General features: G+C 59.9%; 15 protein-coding genes. 6 read left to right on the top strand and 9 right to left on the bottom strand.

Annotated elements, in window-relative coordinates:
- The first annotated feature begins 33 nt into the window (after positions 1 to 33).
- The 4 genes from OQE56_RS02600 to OQE56_RS02615 all read left to right on the top strand — a co-directional run bounded on the left by OQE56_RS02600 (position 34) and on the right by OQE56_RS02615 (position 7,513).
- The gene (locus OQE56_RS02600) at positions 34 to 2,367 is read left to right on the top strand and encodes an Orn/Lys/Arg family decarboxylase (RefSeq protein ID WP_267221243.1); all 2,334 of its coding nucleotides are present in this window, start codon (positions 34 to 36) and stop codon (positions 2,365 to 2,367) included.
- A gap of 427 nt (positions 2,368 to 2,794) precedes the next feature.
- The gene (locus OQE56_RS02605; RefSeq protein ID WP_267221244.1) at positions 2,795 to 5,104 is read left to right on the top strand and encodes an Orn/Lys/Arg family decarboxylase; all 2,310 of its coding nucleotides are present in this window, start codon (positions 2,795 to 2,797) and stop codon (positions 5,102 to 5,104) included.
- 36 nt (positions 5,105 to 5,140) lie between these two features.
- Entirely contained in the window at positions 5,141 to 6,412 is a 1,272-nt protein-coding gene (locus OQE56_RS02610; RefSeq protein WP_267221246.1) for an amino acid permease, read from the top strand.
- An 888-nt stretch (positions 6,413 to 7,300) separates the two neighbouring features.
- Positions 7,301 to 7,513: a cold-shock protein gene (locus OQE56_RS02615; RefSeq protein ID WP_267221248.1), complete on the top strand. Its 213-nt coding sequence runs from the start codon at positions 7,301 to 7,303 to the stop codon at positions 7,511 to 7,513.
- A gap of 99 nt (positions 7,514 to 7,612) precedes the next feature.
- Here the strand turns inward: OQE56_RS02615 and OQE56_RS02620 are convergent, their stop codons facing one another.
- The 4 genes from OQE56_RS02620 to OQE56_RS02635 all read right to left on the bottom strand — a co-directional run bounded on the left by OQE56_RS02620 (position 7,613) and on the right by OQE56_RS02635 (position 9,221).
- On the bottom strand, positions 7,613 to 7,762 hold the full coding sequence (locus tag OQE56_RS02620; RefSeq protein ID WP_267221250.1) for a hypothetical protein: 150 nt from the start codon (positions 7,760 to 7,762) through the stop codon (positions 7,613 to 7,615).
- A 77-nt stretch (positions 7,763 to 7,839) separates the two neighbouring features.
- Positions 7,840 to 8,166, bottom strand: a complete 327-nt coding sequence (locus tag OQE56_RS02625) for a YkgJ family cysteine cluster protein (RefSeq protein WP_267221252.1) — start codon at positions 8,164 to 8,166, stop codon at positions 7,840 to 7,842.
- Entirely contained in the window at positions 8,163 to 8,834 is a 672-nt protein-coding gene (locus OQE56_RS02630; protein ID WP_267221254.1) for a class I SAM-dependent methyltransferase, read from the bottom strand. Before OQE56_RS02630 ends, OQE56_RS02625 begins: the two co-directional genes overlap by 4 nt.
- A gap of 198 nt (positions 8,835 to 9,032) precedes the next feature.
- Positions 9,033 to 9,221, bottom strand: coding sequence for a hypothetical protein (locus OQE56_RS02635; protein ID WP_267221255.1), 189 nt, complete (start codon positions 9,219 to 9,221; stop codon positions 9,033 to 9,035).
- A gap of 513 nt (positions 9,222 to 9,734) precedes the next feature.
- On the opposite strand from OQE56_RS02635, the gene OQE56_RS02640 reads away from it, so the two are divergent.
- Positions 9,735 to 9,956, top strand: a complete 222-nt coding sequence (locus tag OQE56_RS02640; RefSeq protein ID WP_267221256.1) for a TonB-dependent receptor — start codon at positions 9,735 to 9,737, stop codon at positions 9,954 to 9,956.
- A gap of 338 nt (positions 9,957 to 10,294) precedes the next feature.
- Here the strand turns inward: OQE56_RS02640 and OQE56_RS02645 are convergent, their stop codons facing one another.
- Together OQE56_RS02645 and OQE56_RS02650 are read right to left on the bottom strand one after the other, a co-directional pair.
- A complete protein-coding gene (locus OQE56_RS02645) occupies positions 10,295 to 10,669 on the bottom strand; it encodes a hypothetical protein (RefSeq protein WP_267221257.1) in 375 nt (124 codons plus the stop codon).
- Positions 10,670 to 11,159: 490 nt separating this feature from the next.
- Entirely contained in the window at positions 11,160 to 11,588 is a 429-nt protein-coding gene (locus OQE56_RS02650) for a VOC family protein (RefSeq protein WP_267221258.1), read from the bottom strand.
- A 658-nt stretch (positions 11,589 to 12,246) separates the two neighbouring features.
- On the opposite strand from OQE56_RS02650, the gene OQE56_RS02655 reads away from it, so the two are divergent.
- Complete coding sequence (locus OQE56_RS02655) at positions 12,247 to 13,932, top strand: alpha-keto acid decarboxylase family protein (protein ID WP_267221260.1); 1,686 nt, start codon at positions 12,247 to 12,249, stop codon at positions 13,930 to 13,932.
- A gap of 73 nt (positions 13,933 to 14,005) precedes the next feature.
- Here OQE56_RS02655 and OQE56_RS02660 read toward each other — a convergent pair whose 3' ends face one another.
- The 3 genes from OQE56_RS02660 to mdtN are packed head-to-tail and all read right to left on the bottom strand — an operon-like array spanning position 14,006 to position 18,360.
- On the bottom strand, positions 14,006 to 15,526 hold the full coding sequence (locus OQE56_RS02660; protein WP_267221262.1) for a TolC family protein: 1,521 nt from the start codon (positions 15,524 to 15,526) through the stop codon (positions 14,006 to 14,008).
- Entirely contained in the window at positions 15,516 to 17,408 is a 1,893-nt protein-coding gene (locus tag OQE56_RS02665) for an FUSC family protein (protein ID WP_267221263.1), read from the bottom strand. The genes OQE56_RS02660 and OQE56_RS02665 overlap by 11 nt, the downstream gene beginning before the upstream one ends.
- Positions 17,389 to 18,360, bottom strand: coding sequence for a multidrug transporter subunit MdtN (gene mdtN / locus OQE56_RS02670; protein WP_267221265.1), 972 nt, complete (start codon positions 18,358 to 18,360; stop codon positions 17,389 to 17,391). Before mdtN ends, OQE56_RS02665 begins: the two co-directional genes overlap by 20 nt.
- Positions 18,361 to 18,425: the final 65 nt, after the last annotated feature.

An 18,425-nucleotide genomic window follows, 5' to 3' on the forward strand; every position in this document is an offset into this window, starting at 1 on the left:
CGGATGGGTTGGCGTCTACACGAGGACTTTCTCATGTCGATGAACCGCCCGTGGATTCTGTACATCACCAGCGACTTGCCTAACGAAGGGACGGGACTTCGTCTGGCACTGGCAAGACTCGGCAAGGCGGTTCAGGACCATGGCATCGAGGTCGTGCAGGCGCAGAGTTGCGAGGACGGCGTAGCGATTGCCCGCGGCAAGCCTTCGTATTCAGCGGTGGTGATCGACTGGAATCTGGGCGAGACCGCCGCCATGGCGGAGAAGCCGGTCATGTCGATTATTCGCGCAGTGAGGGAGAAGTCGTTGCGCGTGCCGATCTTCCTCATGACACGCAGCATCGAGGCGCCCGACGTTCCGCTTAGTCTGCTTCGCGAAGTACGCGAGTACGTAAATGTCGGCAGCGAGACGCCGGAATTTTTCGCCAGGCGCTTGCAGTTCGCCATCGACGATTACCACAGTGGTTTGCTGCCGCCTTACTTCAAGGCGCTCAAGAAGCTCACGGAAGAGGGCGCTTATCAGTGGGATGCGCCGGGCCATATGGGCGGTGCTGCGTATCTCAAGCATCCTGCCGGCGCGGAGTTTCACGAGTTCTTCGGTGAAAACATCATGCGTGCGGACATCGGCATCTCCAATGCCGAATTGGGTTCGTGGCTGGACATCGAAGGTCCGCCGGCGGAGTCGCAGCGCATGGCGGCGCGCGTGTTCGGCGCAGACTGGACGTTCTACGTGCTGGCTGGTTCCTCAGCATCCAATCGCATTGTGGCTCAGGCTGCCATTGGCCGTGACGAGATGGTGGTGGCGGATCGCAATTGCCACAAATCGCTCAATCACGCGATGACGCTGTGCGGTGCACGTCCGGTGTACTTCCAACCCAGCCGCAACGGCTACGGCATGATTGGCCTGATTCCACCCAAGCGTTTTTCCAAGGCACATATCCAGAGCTTGGTCACCGGTTCGCCGCTGACTGCTGGAGCAAAATCCAAAGAGCCGGTGTATGCCGTGGTTACCAACCCAACGTACGACGGCCTGCTCTATAACGTTGACAAGGTGACCGAGCTACTGTCGTCCAGTGTGGATCGCGTGCATTTCGATGAGGCCTGGTACGCCTACGGAAAATTCCACCCCATCTACAAGCAGCGGTTCGCCATGGGTGTGCCGCGCGACATGAAGCATCGGCCCACGGTGGTCGCGGTGCAGTCGACGCACAAGATGTTGCCCGCGTTCTCGATGGCGTCGTACATCCATGTCAGCAACAGCAAGCGGGGCGAGATTGCGTGGTCGCCGATCAAAGAGGCCTTCATGATGCACGGCACGACATCGCCGTACTATCCGTTGATCGCCTCGCTGGATATCGCCACGGCCATGATGGATGAGCCAACCGGCCCGGCGTTGCTGCGCGAAACGATCAGCCTGGCGGTCGCCTTCCGTCGCGCCGTTGCGCAGGCGGCCCAGCGATTCAAGGATGAGGGTGAATGGTTCTTTACGCTGTTCCAGCCGCCCAAGGTCACCATCAAGGGTAAGCAGGTCGCATTCTACGAGGCGCCGCTGGATGTGCTGACGGAATCGCCTGAGTGCTGGACGCTGAGAGCGGGAGAGGCCTGGCATGGCCTTCCCGATGAGGTGGTCAAAGACGATTTCTGCATGCTGGATCCGACCAAGGTCACGATCCTCTGCCCGGGCACGGACGCCAAAGGCAAGCTGTCCAAGCAGGGCATCCCCGGCGCCATTCTTGCGAAGTTCCTGGATGCGCGGCGGCAGGCGATTGCACGCACCGGCGACTACACGATCCTGGTGTTGTTTTCGGTGGGGACGACGCAGGGCAAGTGGGGCACGCTGATCGAAACCCTCATGTCGTTCAAGCGTCTGTTCGACAGGAAGGCGTCACTTGAGGAGGCGCTTCCCGATCTGGCGCGGGCCTATCCCGATCGATATGGCGACATGACCCTACCTCAGCTCTGCGACGAGATGCATCAGGTGATGAGCGAGCTCGATCTGCAAGCGATGGCCAACGAGGCGGGCGAGATCCTGTCGGAACAGGTGCTGACGCCAGCCGAGGCTTATCAGCAGCTTATCCACGGCAATACCGAGGAAGTACGCATCGGCGACATGGCAGGGCGCGTCGCTGCGCTCATGATCGTGCCGTATCCGCCGGGCATCCCTGTGCTGATGCCGGGAGAGCGGGTCGACCCCAAAGGGGGCACGATCGTCAATTTCCTCAAGGCGGTGGAAGCCTACGGCAAGAAATTCCCGGGATTCGGCCGCGAAGTTCAGAACGTACACGCCGACGCGAATGGCGACATGTGGGTGCGCGTCATCCTCGAGAAGGAAGCACCCGCCAAACAAGGGAAAGTGACCAGCAAGAAGTAGCGAAGGGACGAGCGACCCTTGAAGGCAGACATGCCCGAGCGAGGGAAGATAGCAGTGGTGGCAACAACGCTCATGGTGGCCGGAAACATCATGGAACAAACATCTTCATGCATCTCGCCGCCATCAGCGGCATCGTCGATGTCGATGGGTTTGGCGCCATGCTGGATGCGGTTGAGCTCTCCATGACGTACTCCATGCTTACCAGTGTCGTTGAAAACCATACAGGCGGATGCTGCGCCAGGGCGCGAGCGACCACTCGCGACTTTTCAGGCGGCGAAGTGAGGGTGCGGTTGTCCGCATGTCATTTTGGCCGACGCGCGGCGTCACCGGAACGCAAGGGCAGGGTGCCCTGCCGTGAATCGAAGCTGCCGATATATAGCGGTCGCCTGCCGGCGCTGCCCATAGTTTGCAAACCAGGAGAGCTGTCATGCTAGAACGTCGAAACCTGCGCCAGAAGTTGCGCGTGCTGCTGGTTCATTCACATATCGGTACCGACAGCGCCGACGGCCGCGCATGCCGCACTTTGGCCAATGAGTTTGAAGACCGCGGCATCGAGACGGTCACTGCAGCCAATGTGGATGACGGCCGCTCGTTGATCACGGCCGACGCGTCTATCCAGGCCATGCTCATTGAATGGTCGCTGCCAGGCTCCGATGGCAATGATCGCGATAACGCCTCCGCCGTTGATCTGATTCACACGATCCGGTCGCGCAACGAGAATGTGCCGATCTTTCTCCTGACGGAAGCAACGAAAGCGCGCACGCTGAACGTCGAGGTCGTGCAGGCCATCAACGAGTTGGTCTGGCTGTCGCAGGATTCATCCACCTTTGTCGCCGGTCGCATCCAGGCGGCCATGAAGATCTATGTCGCATCATTGCTTGGCCCACTCACCACGGCACTGGCCACCTTCAACCAAGTACACGAGTACTCGTGGCATACCCCGGGTCACACGGGCGGCACGGCATTTCTCAAGCATCCAACCGGACGCATGTTCTACGACTTCTACGGTGAACACATCTTCCGTACCGACTTGTCGATCAGCGTTGGTGAGATCGGGTCATTGCTGGACCATACCGGGCCGATCGGTGAAAGTGAGAAATACATCTCGCGTATCTTCGGCTCCCATCGCAGCTATACCGTCACCAACGGCTCTTCCACGTCCAACCGCATCATATTCATGGCGTGCGTCGGTCGCGACCAGGTGGTGCTGTGCGATCGCAATTGCCACAAGTCGATCGAGCATGGCCTCACGATGACTGGCGGCATTCCTCACTATCTGGTGCCTTCGCGGAATCGCTACGGCCTGATTGGCCCGATCTATCCGGACAAGTTCGTGGAGGCTCACGTCAGGAGTTCGGTGGCCAATCACAGTTTGTCGAAAGGGCTTTCGGATCAGCAGCCGGTGTTTGTCGTGGTCACCAACTCGACGTATGACGGACTCTGCTACAACACCAAGCGTGTGCTCGAAGAAGTGGGTTCCTGGGTGGACCGCGTGCACTTCGACGAAGCCTGGTATGGCTACGCCCGTTTCAATCCGATCTATTCGGGAAGATTGGCCATGCATGGCCCGTCCTCCGAACACGACTCGAAAGGGCCTACGGTCTTCACCACGCACTCCACGCACAAGCTGCTGGCCGCCTTTTCACAGGCTTCCTACATCCATGTGCGCGATGGCCGTGGCGCCATCCCGCACGAGCGCTTCAATGAGTCCTTCATGATGCACGGCTCGACGTCGCCGTTCTATCCGATCATTGCGTCCAATGAAGTGGCGGCATCCATGATGGATGGCGTGGGTGGCGTGGCCCTCACACGCGAGAGCATCGATGAGGCCATCAGTTTCCGCCAGGTCATTGGCCGGCTGCATCGAGAGTTCGCGAGTAAGGGAAGCTGGTTCTTCCGGACATGGAATCCCGATGAAGTGACCGACCCCAAGACTGGCGCGAAAGTCGCCTTCGGCGATGCCGCGCCGGAATGGCTTGCAACGGATTCCAGCGTTTGGGTGCTTCATCCCGGCGATACCTGGCATGGCTTCGACAACCTCGAAGACGGCTACTGCATGCTCGACCCCATCAAGGTGTCTGTGCTGACACCAGGCGTGCAGGACGACGGCGCGCTGGCAGGGCAGGGCTTTCCGGCCACGCTGCTGACGGCCTATCTGGATTCGCGTGGCATCGAGGTCGAAAAGACCAGTGACTTCGCCGTGCTGTTCCTGTTTTCGATCGGCATCACCAAGGCAAAGTGGAGCACGCTGGTCACCGCCATGCTCGACTTCAAGCGCGACTACGACGAAGACAGGCCGCTTGAACGCGTCATGCCCAACCTGGTGGCGAGTCATCCCGAACGGTATGCGGGCCTGGGTCTGCGTGGTCTCGGCGACCAGATGTTTGCGGAAATGAAGCAGACCGAACAGACGAAGCATCTGCAACGCGCCTATTCCAACTTGCCCGAAATGCGCCTGTCGCCGGCCGACGCCTATCAGCAGCTTATTCGTGGAAAGGTCGAGCGCGTGGCATTGGGTGATCTCGCCAATCGCACGCTTGCGACCAGCATCGTGCCTTATCCGCCGGGCATTCCCATGCTGATGCCGGGCGAGGCTGCAGGTCCAGCGGATGGCCCGTACATCGGCTACCTCAGGGCACTGCAGAGCTGGGATCACGCATTCCCTGGGTTTGGGCACGATACCCATGGTGTTGAAGTCGATGATGGCGAGTACTACGTGCAGTGTCTTAGGTCCTGAGGAGCATTGACCATCGTGGAGGGGGGCGGAAAGAAAATGGGGCTGATTGGCGCCTCCTCACTGGTGGTAGCCAATATGGTGGGGACGGGGCTTTTTCTCCTCCCATCAAGCCTTGCCAATATCGGCAGCGTATCCATCCTTGGCTGGGTGGTCGCTGCCATTGGCGCGAGCGCTCTCGGCCTCGTGTTTGCGCATATGGGCATGGTCGAACCGAAGGCTGGTGGTCCGTACGCCTACGCACGCGATCACATCGGGCGCTTTCCCGCCTTCCAGACCAACATGCTCTATTGGCTTGCCAATGTGATTGGCAACGTTGCCATTGCCGTATCGGTGACGGGTTATCTCGCGGTCTTTTTTCCCGCCCTCAAGGACCCATGGGTGGCCAATGCCTGTACCGCCGCGGTGATCTGGATGTTCATCTGGATCAATACGCGTGACGCCAAGCTGGTGGGCGGCTTCACGACGGTGAGCACTATTGCGGGCATCGTTCCCATTGCATTCGTTGGCCTGTTTGGCTGGCTATGGTTCAAGCCAGATGTGTTCATTGAAAGCTGGAATCCCGGCGACATCCCGACAGCCACTGCGATCGCCCGTAGCGCATCCATTGCACTGTGGGCGTTTCTTGGCGTGGAGAGTGCGGCAGTTTCAGCAGGTGTGATCGAGAATCCGAAGCGCAATGTTCCTTTGGCCACCATCATCGGATTGTTGATATCGACCGTGATCTACATCTCCTGCTGCACGGTGCTGATGGGCATTATTCCGGGCACGGAGCTACGCATTTCCGGCGCGCCATTCGCCGACGCGGCACGCGTGATGTTGGGGCCGTGGGCTGCCATTGGCATCTCGCTAGCCGCCATCCTGAAGGCCAGTGGCTCACTGGTGGGGTGGATTCTTATCGTGGCCCAGTCATCGCAAGCGGCCGCCAATGACGGGATGTTTCCACGGCGTTTTGCACGCACCAACGAACATGGCATGCCCGTTCAGAACCTGGTGATTACGGGTCTCCTGATGATGGCGATGCTGCTTGCATCGACATCTCCGGACGTGGCGACGCAGTTTTCTCACATCACCGACGCCACGGTGATCCTGATGTCGGTTCCCTACATCTTTTCGGTCGTGGCCATGTGGCGGCTCAACCAGACGATGGGCGTATCCACGGCAAAGAGGCAGTTTTTTATCGTGGTGGGCGTGGTGGCCTGCCTGTATTGCCTCAGCGTGGTAGTGGGCCAGTCCGCCGAACTCGACCGCAAGGCCTTACTGGTACTGCTCGTCACCACGCCACTGTTTGCGTTGATTAAGCGCAGCTAATGCCCGGTGCATATCGACAGGGATTCGTCTTCGCCATAAGGCAATGATGGTGTCAAACAAGCGGGGGTGGTTAGTGCGGACTAACCACCCCCGTTTTTGGCCGATTTTTATGCCGGCATTTAGTGCGAGTCACCCGAACTCGTATTGCAGTTCGAATAAGAGTTGTTGGCCATGGTGTGAACGTACGAGCCCACCACATTGACTGGAGGGACGGTTACACAGCGCACCTGTCTCGTATTGGCCGTATTCGTCTTTGTCTGCCCATCCTGATGCGTGGGCTGTGTTGTGCAGGCGGCTGCGAGAAGCAAGGGCAGGGCGAGTAGTACCAACCTTCTCTGCGACATATGCGGCACCCCGAATGTCCGTTAGGAGTTACATAACTTCACTGTTATCAGGCACTTGCCGCGGGATCATAGCTTACAAAGATTGGTTGCGTGCTTGAGTCGGTGCGCGGTCGGCCAGGGGGCTGTCCAGTGAGCGAGGTGATGTGCCACGAACTGAAGCTCTCGGCGGGCTGTTGAGACTATCCGGATGTCCGCCTTCGATCCGAGCGGACCTTTTTCCGGGGGCGTTTTGGCCGCAGTAGCTTGCTCGCAAGGGGGCGGGTTCGAGCGGACTTGCAGGCTCCGCCTTGCTTGCGAAGGCTTTGCCGATGAGATAATTCCGGCAAAGGGTGACCCAGAAGGGGTGCATTCTGAACCAGAGGTTATCCAGGCATTTGCCCTTTGGGCCAATGCCCACTATGGTACGCAGGCTGAGTTTCAAGGGTCACCGTGAAAGTGGCCCGATGCTGTAGGTTGCAGTTTCACTACACCGTTGCACCCCTTCCTCCTTGCGACCAGCTTTTCCGCCGCTATGCGGCTTTATTCGTTTCAAGGAGTAATAAACATGTCCCAGCAAGAAACCGGTACTGTGAAGTGGTTCAACGACGCCAAGGGTTTTGGCTTCATCAGCCGCGACAAGGGCGGCGACGATGTGTTCGTGCATTTCCGCGCGATCCAGTCCTCGGGCTTCAAGAGCCTGGTTGAGGGTCAGAAGGTCTCGTTCGTTGTGACCCAGGGCCAGAAGGGCCTGCAGGCTGAGCAGGTGCAGGTGGTCTAAGGACCATTGCCCGCGCGTAAAAGAGCCCGGCCTTGTGCCGGGCTTTTTTTTGCCTCGAATGCTTCCGGCTCGTGCCTGGCCAGCGAAGGCCGGCGCGGCCTATGCATCCTTGGTGGTGGATGCCCTTGGAGTGGGCTCCATCTTGGCATCGTCGCGCGTTGCCAGCTTCTTGGCCTGCTTGCTGTCCTGCTTCTTCTTCTTTGCGATTTCGCGCTGGCGTTTTTCGAAGGAATAATTTGTCTTTGCCAATGGAGCTATCTCGGGATTGGTGGAGAAGGGCGGACTCCAGGAATGCATCCGCCGGTGGTGCCGCTAAACAGTAGAGCCTAGGCGGCCGATTCGTGCCGCACGCTGGCAGCAACGGGGTCGCTGTACTCGGCGCGAACGGCCTTGCAATAGGGGCTGTTCATCACAAAGCGACGGCACACCGTGGGCCGGGATTCATAGATACCGCAGTTCATGCGCACGCTGTTCAAGGCCACGCACCAGCCGTCCTCTCCACGCTTCATGACATGCAGGCCTTCGGGCGAGTAGGTGGTGAGATGATCGGGAATATGGTCCTCCGGTTGCAGAATGACCGTGAGGCGGCAGCAAACGGCCTCGCATGCAGAGCAGTGCGCGGCGCCCTTGGCGGGCCTGGCTGGTACGGTCATGTGCAAGAGGCTTCTCTGTTCCGGCTGTAGTGCAAAAGGTGGCCGCGGTACGGTGGTACGTCGCGGTCATCCATGGGGCAACGTTCCTCATTGAGCTGGAAACGCTGTTCTGCCAAGAGCTGGCTGAAGTGCTGGCTGTGGCTATGGCCGGGGTCGGTAATCACCACCTCCGCTGACGGGTACGCATGCCGCTTGACGATCTCGGCGAGCAGCAGCGCTTGCACGGGTTCGTACAGGACGTCACTCGCGATGATGACGTCGAAGTGACCTATCGATGGCTGCGGGGCATCCCACTGAAGGCGATGGTAATCAACGGCGGGCAATGCGTTGAGCGCAGCGTTGTACGCGAGAAAGGACTCGGCCAAGGGGTGTGCATCCGACGCAACGATGTCGGCGCCACGGCGCTTCAGAACGAGGCAGGCCAGCCCGATGCCGCATCCCAGTTCGAGGATGCGCTTTCCGTCAACGGTGAAGCGATGCATGGCCTGGGCGAGAAGGCGCTCTGATGGCCACAGCTGACCAAACAGTCCCCATTGGGTGGCCGAAAGCCCCATGCACGCACGGTGGCCATTCGAGTCAGAGAACTGTTGCTTGTCGCTCAGAACCCGCAAACGGTACGTATGGCCACCGATCGAAAGCCGCTCGTTACGGGTCGCATAAGCTTGCATTGCTGCTCCCGGAGGAACCCTGAAAACAGGGCGGAGTAGAGGGGAGCGAAGCGTGTGGCCCAATGAGCCGCACAGGACGCGCGAGGCGAGGATGTACTTGCACAACCATGGTACACCCCCGCGTCGTGCACGTACCTCACGTCATGATCTGTCCGTGGACCTGGCGCTGGGCCTAAGGTCGACGTCACCCGAAACGCGCTAGCGCGACTTGCGTCCTATGGGCGAAAGCGAGCGATTGGGTGCTGCGCCGGAATGGCCTGCATCGCGCGCAAAACGATCGGTTTTCCGATAGTCCTGCTCAGCTGCGGTCGTATCTCGTTTCTTCGCAGAGCCGCGGTAAACATCGTGAATGTCCGATAGCGAGATCGGCTTGGTCGGTGGCGCCATGGCAAGTTCCTTAGCAATCTTGGGACACGAAAAGCCGCACCAACCTCCCGGAATCGAGCGGTTGATACGGAAAGAGACGGTTCATTGGCTAATGAAGGCTGTGATACCAAAGCGCTTCCATGCCCAAACGTGTCGCGCTTACTCGCGTCTGGTCCATGGTCACCAAGCCCGCCTCGCTGAGACGGCGTAGATCGGCAAGGCGCTCTATCGTGCGTAGAGACAACGGGCAGCGCTTTACGACCTCACTCAACAGAGCCCATTGCTTGCAACTCAACACACTGGGTCGATAGATGCTCATGCGCTCCCAATCGCGAGCATCCGTGCGCGCTTCGTGAAAGTGAGTCCATCTACAGCACCATACGCGCTTATTGGACTTCAAATGTTAGTTTCTTCGTGGAAGGCGAAAAAGCGGATGTTTTGCCAGGCAAGAGAGGTTTCAGCCCTTTCCGCCCCGTGTACCCCTTGCGTCAAAGGAGTAGTGTCAGCTTACGACTGCCTGCGGAGTGTGCGGCTATGCATGACCTCTTTGGTGTCACCAGCAATGGCTTCAACTACACCGCACAATACGATGCAGCAGTATTGGATAGTGTCATTTGGGCCGCGACCTTTCGAAAGGGCGGGATCTATCGAGGGGTTCGGCACGGGCGCGTCTTCGACGTTTCGAAGCTATCGACTTCTGACGTCGAGCTTGCCGTTATGGACGACATCGAGGACATATGGGTCAGCGAGCACTAACGTCTTACTAGCTGCCCATCTCCGTGATTAGGTATTGGCTGGCCGTCGCTGTGGCAGATACCGAGCCTGATCGAAGCCGGGGCTGTCGAGATTCTGCTTGAGAATTTCGAATGCCGCCCGGCGTCTCTCCATGCGGTGTGGCAAGCGAAAAAACTTTTGTCCGCAAAGGCCCACCCATTCATCTATATGCTGAGTGCGCGCATGGATCGCTCGAGCCAAGAGTGCGGGGCACGGAGGCCATGACTCACCATCGCGCCATAAAAGCCCTTTAATTTAATTTTACATAATATACATTATGCGCAATTACGGATGGCGCGGCCGCGTTGGCACAGCCATGGTCACAGCCCTCTTAATAAGGCCCAGGCGTCCGCTTCCCCAGAAAGCAAAGGTATCCGCACGCGCTCGCGTACCAAAGAAGTCGCCGGCCGGCTTGCGACTAAGTTGAGCTGGCCCTGCATGGCCACGACCGCATCTCGATGAACCCGTTCTGCGCCTTCGTGCCGTTGCTGCCACTGTTTGGCGTCCTGTCGAGCACGATCGACTTTTAGGTGCGCGCGGTCTTCGGCGGCACGAAAGTACGCCTCCTGTCCGCTCACGTTCTGTTCGCAGATCGACCTGATTCTCGTCCAGTTGAGTCCGAAGCATCTGGATATGTGCAGACTGAGCATCACACTGGTCTTGCAGACGGTCGCGCTGCTGCGCCAGATCAGCACGCGGCGCGTGACTGTCCTGCAGTTGGCCGTCGAGCGTGGCGCAAGCGTGCTCGGCGAGGTTCCGGGCGGCCGGTGTTTGCGCTGCGCTAGTTTGGGCGACTTTCAGCCGAGCTTCCCAGTTTTTACGCTCTTTCGCCAACTGGGCTTGGTCTGCTTCTAGCGAAGCCCGAATGGTGATGCCTCGTGCCATGAAATGGCTCTCCCCAATCGGCGCCCTACTCGTTTGGATTTGTACTCGCGATAAGTGATGACTATTCACCCTGCCCTCGCGCGTGGTTGTCGCCAGGAGCGAATGTCGAATTTCGAAGTTAGAGCCAAAATACCAGGTGGCTTTTGATTGAAAGGCTTTTCAGGTTTGCTGCCAGCGCCCCAAGAGGACAAAGTCTCTTCTTATGGTCCATGCTATCGGTCCCGAGACGAGTGAGATCGTAAATCCACGAAGGCCTAGATCAGAAGCCTGAGTCGTTTGATGGTCTGCCTCGCATGAGGGTTATGAGTGCCTCTTTGGGTGCCAGGCCTTGTGCACAAATTCAATGCGATTGCCGTCGAAGTCGGAGACGTTGGCGGCGTAGTAGCCGGGAGCAAAGTAGGTGCGATCTGCTGGCTTACCTTCGTCATTGCCGCCGGCATGAATTGCAGCGGCGTAGGCAGCATCGACCAGCTCATGTGTGGCGCAGGCGATCCCTATGTAGAGCCCGGTTTCGCCGGGCTTGCGTTGACGCAGCCAGATGCTCGAACCGCCACCCTTTCCACTGTGGTACACATCGTCGACGATGCCGTAAAGATCAGGGACACCTGCGGGGCCCAGGGCAGAATCGTAGTTTCCGAAGAAGCTCCAGCCGATCGGCTGCAGGGCTTCGGTGTAGAACGCCAGTGACTTCTTGATGTCGGTGACGGAGATATAGACGTGGTCGATCATTTTGCTCCTTTCCGGCGTTTGCGTTGTCAGGGGCGAATCATCCCCCAGCGGCGCGAGTCCCGCTATATACGAGGCGAGCTTCGGTCAACGCCAAGCACATGCGGCGCTCAAGATACCTTGCTGCCGCATTGCCAAACAGGCGTTTGCTTGCTTTCGAAAGACAGGGAAATCTGCATAATCTCGCGTCTTTAACGCAACGATCCTGCACTTGCCGCGGACCGGTCAACTTCACCGAGGCATTACGCAACGCCGCGCATGATTAAGCAAAATCATCCGAAACTCCGAGTGGTTTATCCGTGGGTTTCGGAGTGCGCCAAGTCGTTCGATACCTCCTATGAGGCACTTGGGCTGCCAGTCACTTGAGCGTCAACTCGACTCCACCAGAGGGAGATCGACTTATGTTCCCGTTTGAATGGTCACTACCCGCGCTCATGGTCACGGCGCCGGGTGGCCACTATGAAAAGGCGAAGGAGCCGGCGTGCTCAGTCATGACTGATGCATTGACGCATCTGGTGCAGCGGGGCGCCATCATGGCGGCCTTGCCAGGCTTTCTGCGATGGATGGCCCATCGTTCCCTTTGAGGCTCGCCATCCAGCTTTCGCCAACTTCTTCTGATGCGTCAGATCGGGAGTCCCCCATGGCAAGCAACGTCCAACGAATGAAGATCGGCGACTTCCTTCTTCGCCGTCTTGAAGAGGCTGGCATTCGGCACCTTTTTGGTGTTCCCGGCGATTACAACCTTACATTGCTTCAGCAGCTCCACGATGCGGGCCGGATGCGGTGGATCGGTACCACCGGTGAACTCAATGCCTCTTATGCGGCCGACGGCTATGCCAGGCTCAATGGCCTCGGGGCCTTACTTGTCACCAATGGCGTGGGTCCGCTGAGCGCCATCAACGGCATCGGCGGCTCGTGCGCCGAGCACGTTCCGGTTATCTGCATCAGCGGCTCGATACCATTGCGATCCATCGATCGCGGCCTGGGAATGCACCACACCATGGCCGACGGCCATTGGAACCACTTCCTTGATGCCTACAAGCAGGTGACTGCGGCGCAGGCCAGAATCACGCCTCGCAATGCGGCTTCGGAGATCGATCGCCTGATCCTCACCGCCTGGCGTGAAAAACTTCCGGTGTATATGGAGTTTCCGTCCGACATCGCGTATCTGGACATTGAGGTTCCTTCGGCGCCCCTCGTTCTTGCCGAGCCGCCGTGTGATCCGGAACGGCTGAATTCGTGCATTGCCACGCTCGCGCAACATCTGTCGACCGCCACGTCGCCGGCGATTCTGGTAGACGCCGATGCGGATCGATTCGGGGTCGCTCCCGAACTCAAGGAGCTTGCCGCGAAACTCCAGGCACCCATCGCGGTGATCAACGCAGCCAAGGGCGTGATTGATGAGTCCTTCCCGCACTATCTTGGCATCTACGCCGGCATGGCCAGTGAACCGGGCGTGCGGGAGCTCATAGAGAGCAGCGACTGCTTGCTCGCCATCGGCTACCGGCCAATCGAGGTGACGACGGGCGATTTCTCGGCCACTCTGCCCGCAAACACGATTCACGCCCGTGGACACTCGGTGGATATTGGCCACGATAACTATCAGGCGGTGACGCTCAAGGAAGTGCTCCGTGGCGTCGTCGACGCGATCCCTCAGATGAGCCATCGCCCGCCACGCCTCAAGACTGCACCTGCTGCAGCGGCGCATTTAGACAGCCATGCAAAGCTGACCCAGGCCTTTTATTGGCAGGCTATCCAGGGATATCTGCAGCCAGGCGACGTGCTTTACGTCGACAACGGCACGTCATTTTCCCTGCTCGGCCTGAAGCTCCCGCCAAAGAGCACTTTCATTGGCTCGATCAACTGGGGCTCGATCGGTTATTCAGTGGGGGCCCTTCTGGGGGCACTGACCGCGGCGCCGGATCGGCGTCACCTGCTACTGATCGGCGATGGCTCCTTCCAGGTCACTGCGCAGGAGTTGTCGACCATTCTTCGTCACGACCACAAGCCTGTGATCCTCCTGATCAACAATGGCGGATACACCATTGAACGCGGCTACCTCGGCAAGACAGAGCCCTACAACGACATCGCAAACTGGTCCTATGCCGACTTGCCGAGAGTACTTCGCCCTGACACTTCCGCGCGAACGTTTGTTGTCAGGACAGGCGCTGATCTGGAGAAGGCGCTTCAAGCACCGAACGACAGTCTGATTTTCATCGAATCGATCATGGACGCCTGCGACGCTCCGGCTGCCGTCAGCCGTAGCAGCAACCTGGGTGCCGAACTCGACTATGGGCCCACTGGCCCGCAACATCGCGAAGGCATGCAGCTTCGGCCACCCGCGTAGCGGCTAACACTCCGCGCGTGTTCTTCGCACTCCGGGCATGGGCGCCCGGCGCAGGAAAGGGCCGCGCAATCGACTAGTCAGGCGCCGACCCCAGACTTCCGCAGACCAGTGCCAGCGTGGCTGCTGCTGAAAGTGCGGCGCTATGTGCATCGGCCGTGGCATCGCGCGCTTCGAGCAACTGGCGTTCGGCAGTCAGCACGTCGGTGGACGAACCGACGCCGCGCCGGTAGGCCGCCAGCGCGGCGTCATAGGTGGTCTGTGAGGCGTCAAGCAGGGCTTGCGCTGCAGCCATCGCTGCGAGGCTGGTTCGCAGTTTGGAATGGGCCATCACGACCTCCTGTGCGGCACCGAGCTTCACCCGCTCCAGTGCATCCTCCGCCGAGTCCTCCCGGTTTCGCGCCTGCGCCAACGCGGCGTTGCGCACGCCACCGTTGTAGATCGGCACGGACACGCCGAACATGATGGTGGTTCCCCACTGACGGTTCGAAAGATTCACCGTGGGCGCCTGATCACCCACGGCCGGGATAGCCGAAACGCGAAAATTGCCGCTGTTGTAGGTGCCGGACGCGGAGACAAATACCTTCGGAAGGAAATCAGCCTTCGCAGCGCGCACCCCTGCCTCCGCCGCCTTCTGCGTAGCTATGGCGGCAAGGACATCCGGGCGCCGCTGCAGCGCATGCTCGACCACCGTTTCGATCGGCTGATCGAGGTGGGTTGGAAGTGGGCGCTGGGATATATCGGCGATGCGAATATGCGACAGCGGAGAAACGCCCAAGGCCGAAAGTAGCGCGACATACGCGTCGGACTGATCGCCATCGGCGCGAATCCTGGCAAGCTCGGCCTGTGCTGCAAACTGGCGGGCCTGGGCCACTTCGACGACGGTGCCTATGCCGTGCTGTTTTCGGCTTTCGGCGGCCGTCAGGATCTCCTGCGCATCCCTCAGTGACGCCTGCGTGCTGTCGGCGCGGGCGCGGGTGGCCGAGTAAGTGTAAAAGGCCACACTGACCACATGGATGAGCTTCTGGTGGGCTGCAGTGAAAGCCACGTTGGCGATGACCGTTCCTTGGTCGGCAGCATCCACCAGCGCTTCTCGCCTGCCGAAGTCGAACAACAGCCAGTCAATCGATAACACCGACACGGTGCCACTGGCTGACTCGCTCTGGCCAACAGAAAGACCGGAGAGCGCCGTGCCGTTTCCATTCGCCGATTGCCTGCCGCCCAGAACGGTGGCGCTGATGCGCGGCAGATACGTACTCCGCGCCATGCCAGCCGTGAGTGCTGCATTGCGGGCATCGTTCCAGGCGATGCGCGTCTCGGGATTGGTGCTTTCGGCCAGATCGATCAGGTCGGCAAGGCCATAAACCCTCTCCGAATCGATGGCTGCCGGTGGAAAGCCCGACGCGACCGGGTTGGGTGGCAAGACATAACCGGACGATGGCGGTTGAGCACCGGAAACGGGTTTTGCCGAAAGAGCGCCCGCAGCATCCACCGTGGGAGACCACGGTCGGTCAGGTGCGGTCGGCGCCATCTGCAACGCAGAGGTGGCGCAGCCGCTCAACACCAGCACCACCACCAGGGCAAGGTTAGCGCGCAATGGGCTGCTCCTGATCTTGGCCGCCTTTTGCAGTGGGATCATCGGTCACCACGTCCGCGGCTTCGGCGTCCACATCATCGGCCATGCGATCGAGGCGCGTCGCGGTGGTGTCCAGCCACGCGCGATGATCAGAGACGAGAAGAGGCACCTCCAGGCCTGCCAGATCAACAATCAGCGCGTGACGTTGCCGAAACCATTCCGGTCGCGGTCGAAGTGAGGTCGGTTCATAGCGCGCAATGTCCAGGTCGACGGTCAGGGCATACAGAGCGGCATGGGCGGCAGGTAACTGTTCCCGGCGTGCCACCCGTTCCGGCCATCGTGCCAGCTGGGCCAGCCGACGCAACAAGCCAGCCATGGCCTGATCAACGCGATCAGCGATGCTGACCGGCCAGACATAGACGAATATCAGGTAGACCACCGCATTGCCTATGAAGATGCCAACGATGCGGTCGCGTGCCAGGCTGAGGTCGAACGCCGGTGACGACCCCTGGATGACGCAGAGGAAGAAAGCGAAGGTCAACTGGAATCCGGCGTACGCCACGCGCGGGCTTCCCGCCGCGATCCAGCCGCCCGCCAACGCGCCTACAAACACGAGTGTCAGCAAGCCGGACAAGTGATCGATCAAGGGCACCATCCACACGATCGCCGCCAGCCCCGCAGCTGCGCCAACCAGGGCGCCGGCGATGCGTAGCGACATTTTTTCCACGGTTTCTGCTGCAGTGGGAAGTGAAACGATGTAGCAGGTAATCAGGCAGGTATGGATGCCTGGCCAGTCGGCCAGTGAATAGAACAAATAGCAAATCGTCGCTGCCACCGTGACCTTGACGGCATAGCGGATATGCGCCGGGTTGCTCCATGCATCGGCGGAGAAGAATCCGCTCTTTGCCTTTTTCGCAGGTTCCTCGGGCGGTTGCGGGGCCACAGCGAATGTCGCAAGCGTCGCATTGAAATCCGCGAGCAGCGTCGCCGTCGCTGCATCGGCCGGAGCATCGCTCAGATGAACGGGCTGGATATCCACGGGATAGAGATTCCTTTTCAGAATCCCTGCCATGTCGCCAAGTCTGGCAGACGCAATCGCGCGCCAGTGACTGGATATCTCGCTGCCAGCCATTGCTTCCACCACCATCAGCAATGTATCGGTCGAGCGCGCTGCCTGCTGGATCGCTGCCACGTCTGCTGCAGGCGACGTCTTCTCGATCGAGGCAAAACGCATGAGTCCCTGGATGGCCGAGCCCCCTGCCCGCCGCAGCTCGGCCACGCGTCGACGGCATCGGGCATCGGGTGTGAGCATGAAGGCTTGCGCGGCGCGCAGCCGCAACGCCATCCCCTGCAAAGCCAGCTTGCGGGGCGCAGGGCCTATCAACAGGTTGACCACAATCGATACGCCGGCAGGAACGCCGATCATCATCCAGGCGTACAGCAGTGCTCGTGTGGCCAGTTCACCACCGGGCATCTTGCCCAGTACATCCAGCGCATAGGCCAGGATCAATGAGATCGTTGATGCAAACGGCTTGAGTTTGCTTGCAGAGGCGAGGAACAGCAGCGACAGCGAGAGTGTGGCCATGATCGATACGCGCAGCGCCGGAATATCGAGTGCTGCATCTGCGATCAACAAAAGCAGGCCGATAACCAGGCTTATCAGCACCGTCATGGCGATGCTGGTCACAATGCTGCCGGTTCGATCCGGCTTGTTCATGAAGAACACCAGATAAGCCGACAGCGCCGCATCGGGCAGCTCATACGTCTGCGCGACCCACGTAGTGAGCGCGCAGATCAGTGCCAGGCGCAGTGCAAACTCGCCGCGCCCCGGCGTGCACAGCCAAAGCTCCGACCAGCGGGTATGGAGCCACCCTTCCAGCCGGTCATCGGCAAGCGGCGCCATGATGTACCTCGATGATGGCGCTTGCGCCCAGCCGCACCAGCTCCTGGGGCGGGTCCTTCAGCCTTACCCGCACCGGGAACCGTTGTGACACACGCACCCAATTGAGTGAGCGCTCGACATAGGGAAGTCCACGGGGGACATCGACTCGCTCGGTATCGAGCACGCCCGATCCGATTCCCGTGACGATGCCACGAATAGGGCGCGAGCGATCGATCATCGAGTACACGGTGGCACAGTCGCCCACCGCCACGTGCTTGAGGACGTCCTCTCGGAAGTTGCCGACGGAGAACCACTCGTCGGAAGCGATCAACGTGAACAAGGACTGCCAGGGCGCCACGATCTCGCCACTGGTGACGGTAAGGCCCACAACACGGCCATCGTGGGGGGCAAGTACGGTCGTCTGGCGCAGTGAGTGTTCGGCGATGGCCAGCGCGGCGCGCCTGGCCTGGACCGTCGCCTCCGCGCCGGCCGTTGTATCCACCGCAGTCACGGCGGCGGCCTGGAGCTCCTGCGCCTGGCTCAGCGATTTCTGTGCGTCGTGCTCGGCAACCTCGGCCTGGTCCAATTGTTGTTGCGGAACGTAACCGTCCCTCGCCAACGGGCGAAGGCGTTCCACGGTGCGGCTGGCAAGCCCCGCGTTCTGTATGGCTTTCCTGGTTTGTTCGGATGCAACGACTGCGTTCGAACCCTGCGTCGACACGACCCGGCGCTGGGTCGCAAGCGTAGCCTCGGCGACGGCGAGGTCCGCACGTGCTTGCGCCACGGTATTTCGATACGACTCCGGGTCGATCTGGAACAACAGATCGCCGCGCTTCACCTCGGCGTTCTCAGTCACCCCAAGCTTGATCACACGTCCGCCTACTTCAGACGCAACATGGACCACGTCGGCATCGATCGACGCCGCATCTGTCGACGGGTTGTCTGCGGCGCGCGACAAGACGATCCAGAGCATGACCAGCGCGCATGCGATGACTGCCAGTGCCACCCATCTGGCGAGCCGCGACGTACTGGGTGCAC

Origin of the sequence: Dyella silvae (assembly GCF_026421305.1) — a bacterium.
Lineage (GTDB): Bacteria > Pseudomonadota > Gammaproteobacteria > Xanthomonadales > Rhodanobacteraceae > Dyella > Dyella silvae.

What these genes read in the sequence shown, in the direction of transcription:
- OQE56_RS02600 (WP_267221243.1), top strand. Translation starts at nt 34, where the DNA reads ATGTCGATGAACCGCCCGTGGATTCTGTACATCACCAGCGACTTGCCT.
- OQE56_RS02605 (WP_267221244.1), top strand. Translation starts at nt 2,795, where the DNA reads ATGCTAGAACGTCGAAACCTGCGCCAGAAGTTGCGCGTGCTGCTGGTT.
- OQE56_RS02610 (WP_267221246.1), top strand. Translation starts at nt 5,141, where the DNA reads ATGGGGCTGATTGGCGCCTCCTCACTGGTGGTAGCCAATATGGTGGGG.
- OQE56_RS02615 (WP_267221248.1), top strand. Translation starts at nt 7,301, where the DNA reads ATGTCCCAGCAAGAAACCGGTACTGTGAAGTGGTTCAACGACGCCAAG.
- OQE56_RS02625 (WP_267221252.1), bottom strand. Translation starts at nt 8,166, where the DNA reads ATGACCGTACCAGCCAGGCCCGCCAAGGGCGCCGCGCACTGCTCTGCA.
- OQE56_RS02630 (WP_267221254.1), bottom strand. Translation starts at nt 8,834, where the DNA reads ATGCAAGCTTATGCGACCCGTAACGAGCGGCTTTCGATCGGTGGCCAT.
- OQE56_RS02635 (WP_267221255.1), bottom strand. Translation starts at nt 9,221, where the DNA reads ATGGCGCCACCGACCAAGCCGATCTCGCTATCGGACATTCACGATGTT.
- OQE56_RS02640 (WP_267221256.1), top strand. Translation starts at nt 9,735, where the DNA reads ATGCATGACCTCTTTGGTGTCACCAGCAATGGCTTCAACTACACCGCA.
- OQE56_RS02650 (WP_267221258.1), bottom strand. Translation starts at nt 11,588, where the DNA reads ATGATCGACCACGTCTATATCTCCGTCACCGACATCAAGAAGTCACTG.
- OQE56_RS02655 (WP_267221260.1), top strand. Translation starts at nt 12,247, where the DNA reads ATGAAGATCGGCGACTTCCTTCTTCGCCGTCTTGAAGAGGCTGGCATT.
- OQE56_RS02665 (WP_267221263.1), bottom strand. Translation starts at nt 17,408, where the DNA reads ATGGCGCCGCTTGCCGATGACCGGCTGGAAGGGTGGCTCCATACCCGC.
- mdtN (WP_267221265.1), bottom strand. Translation starts at nt 18,360, where the DNA reads ATGCTCTGGATCGTCTTGTCGCGCGCCGCAGACAACCCGTCGACAGAT.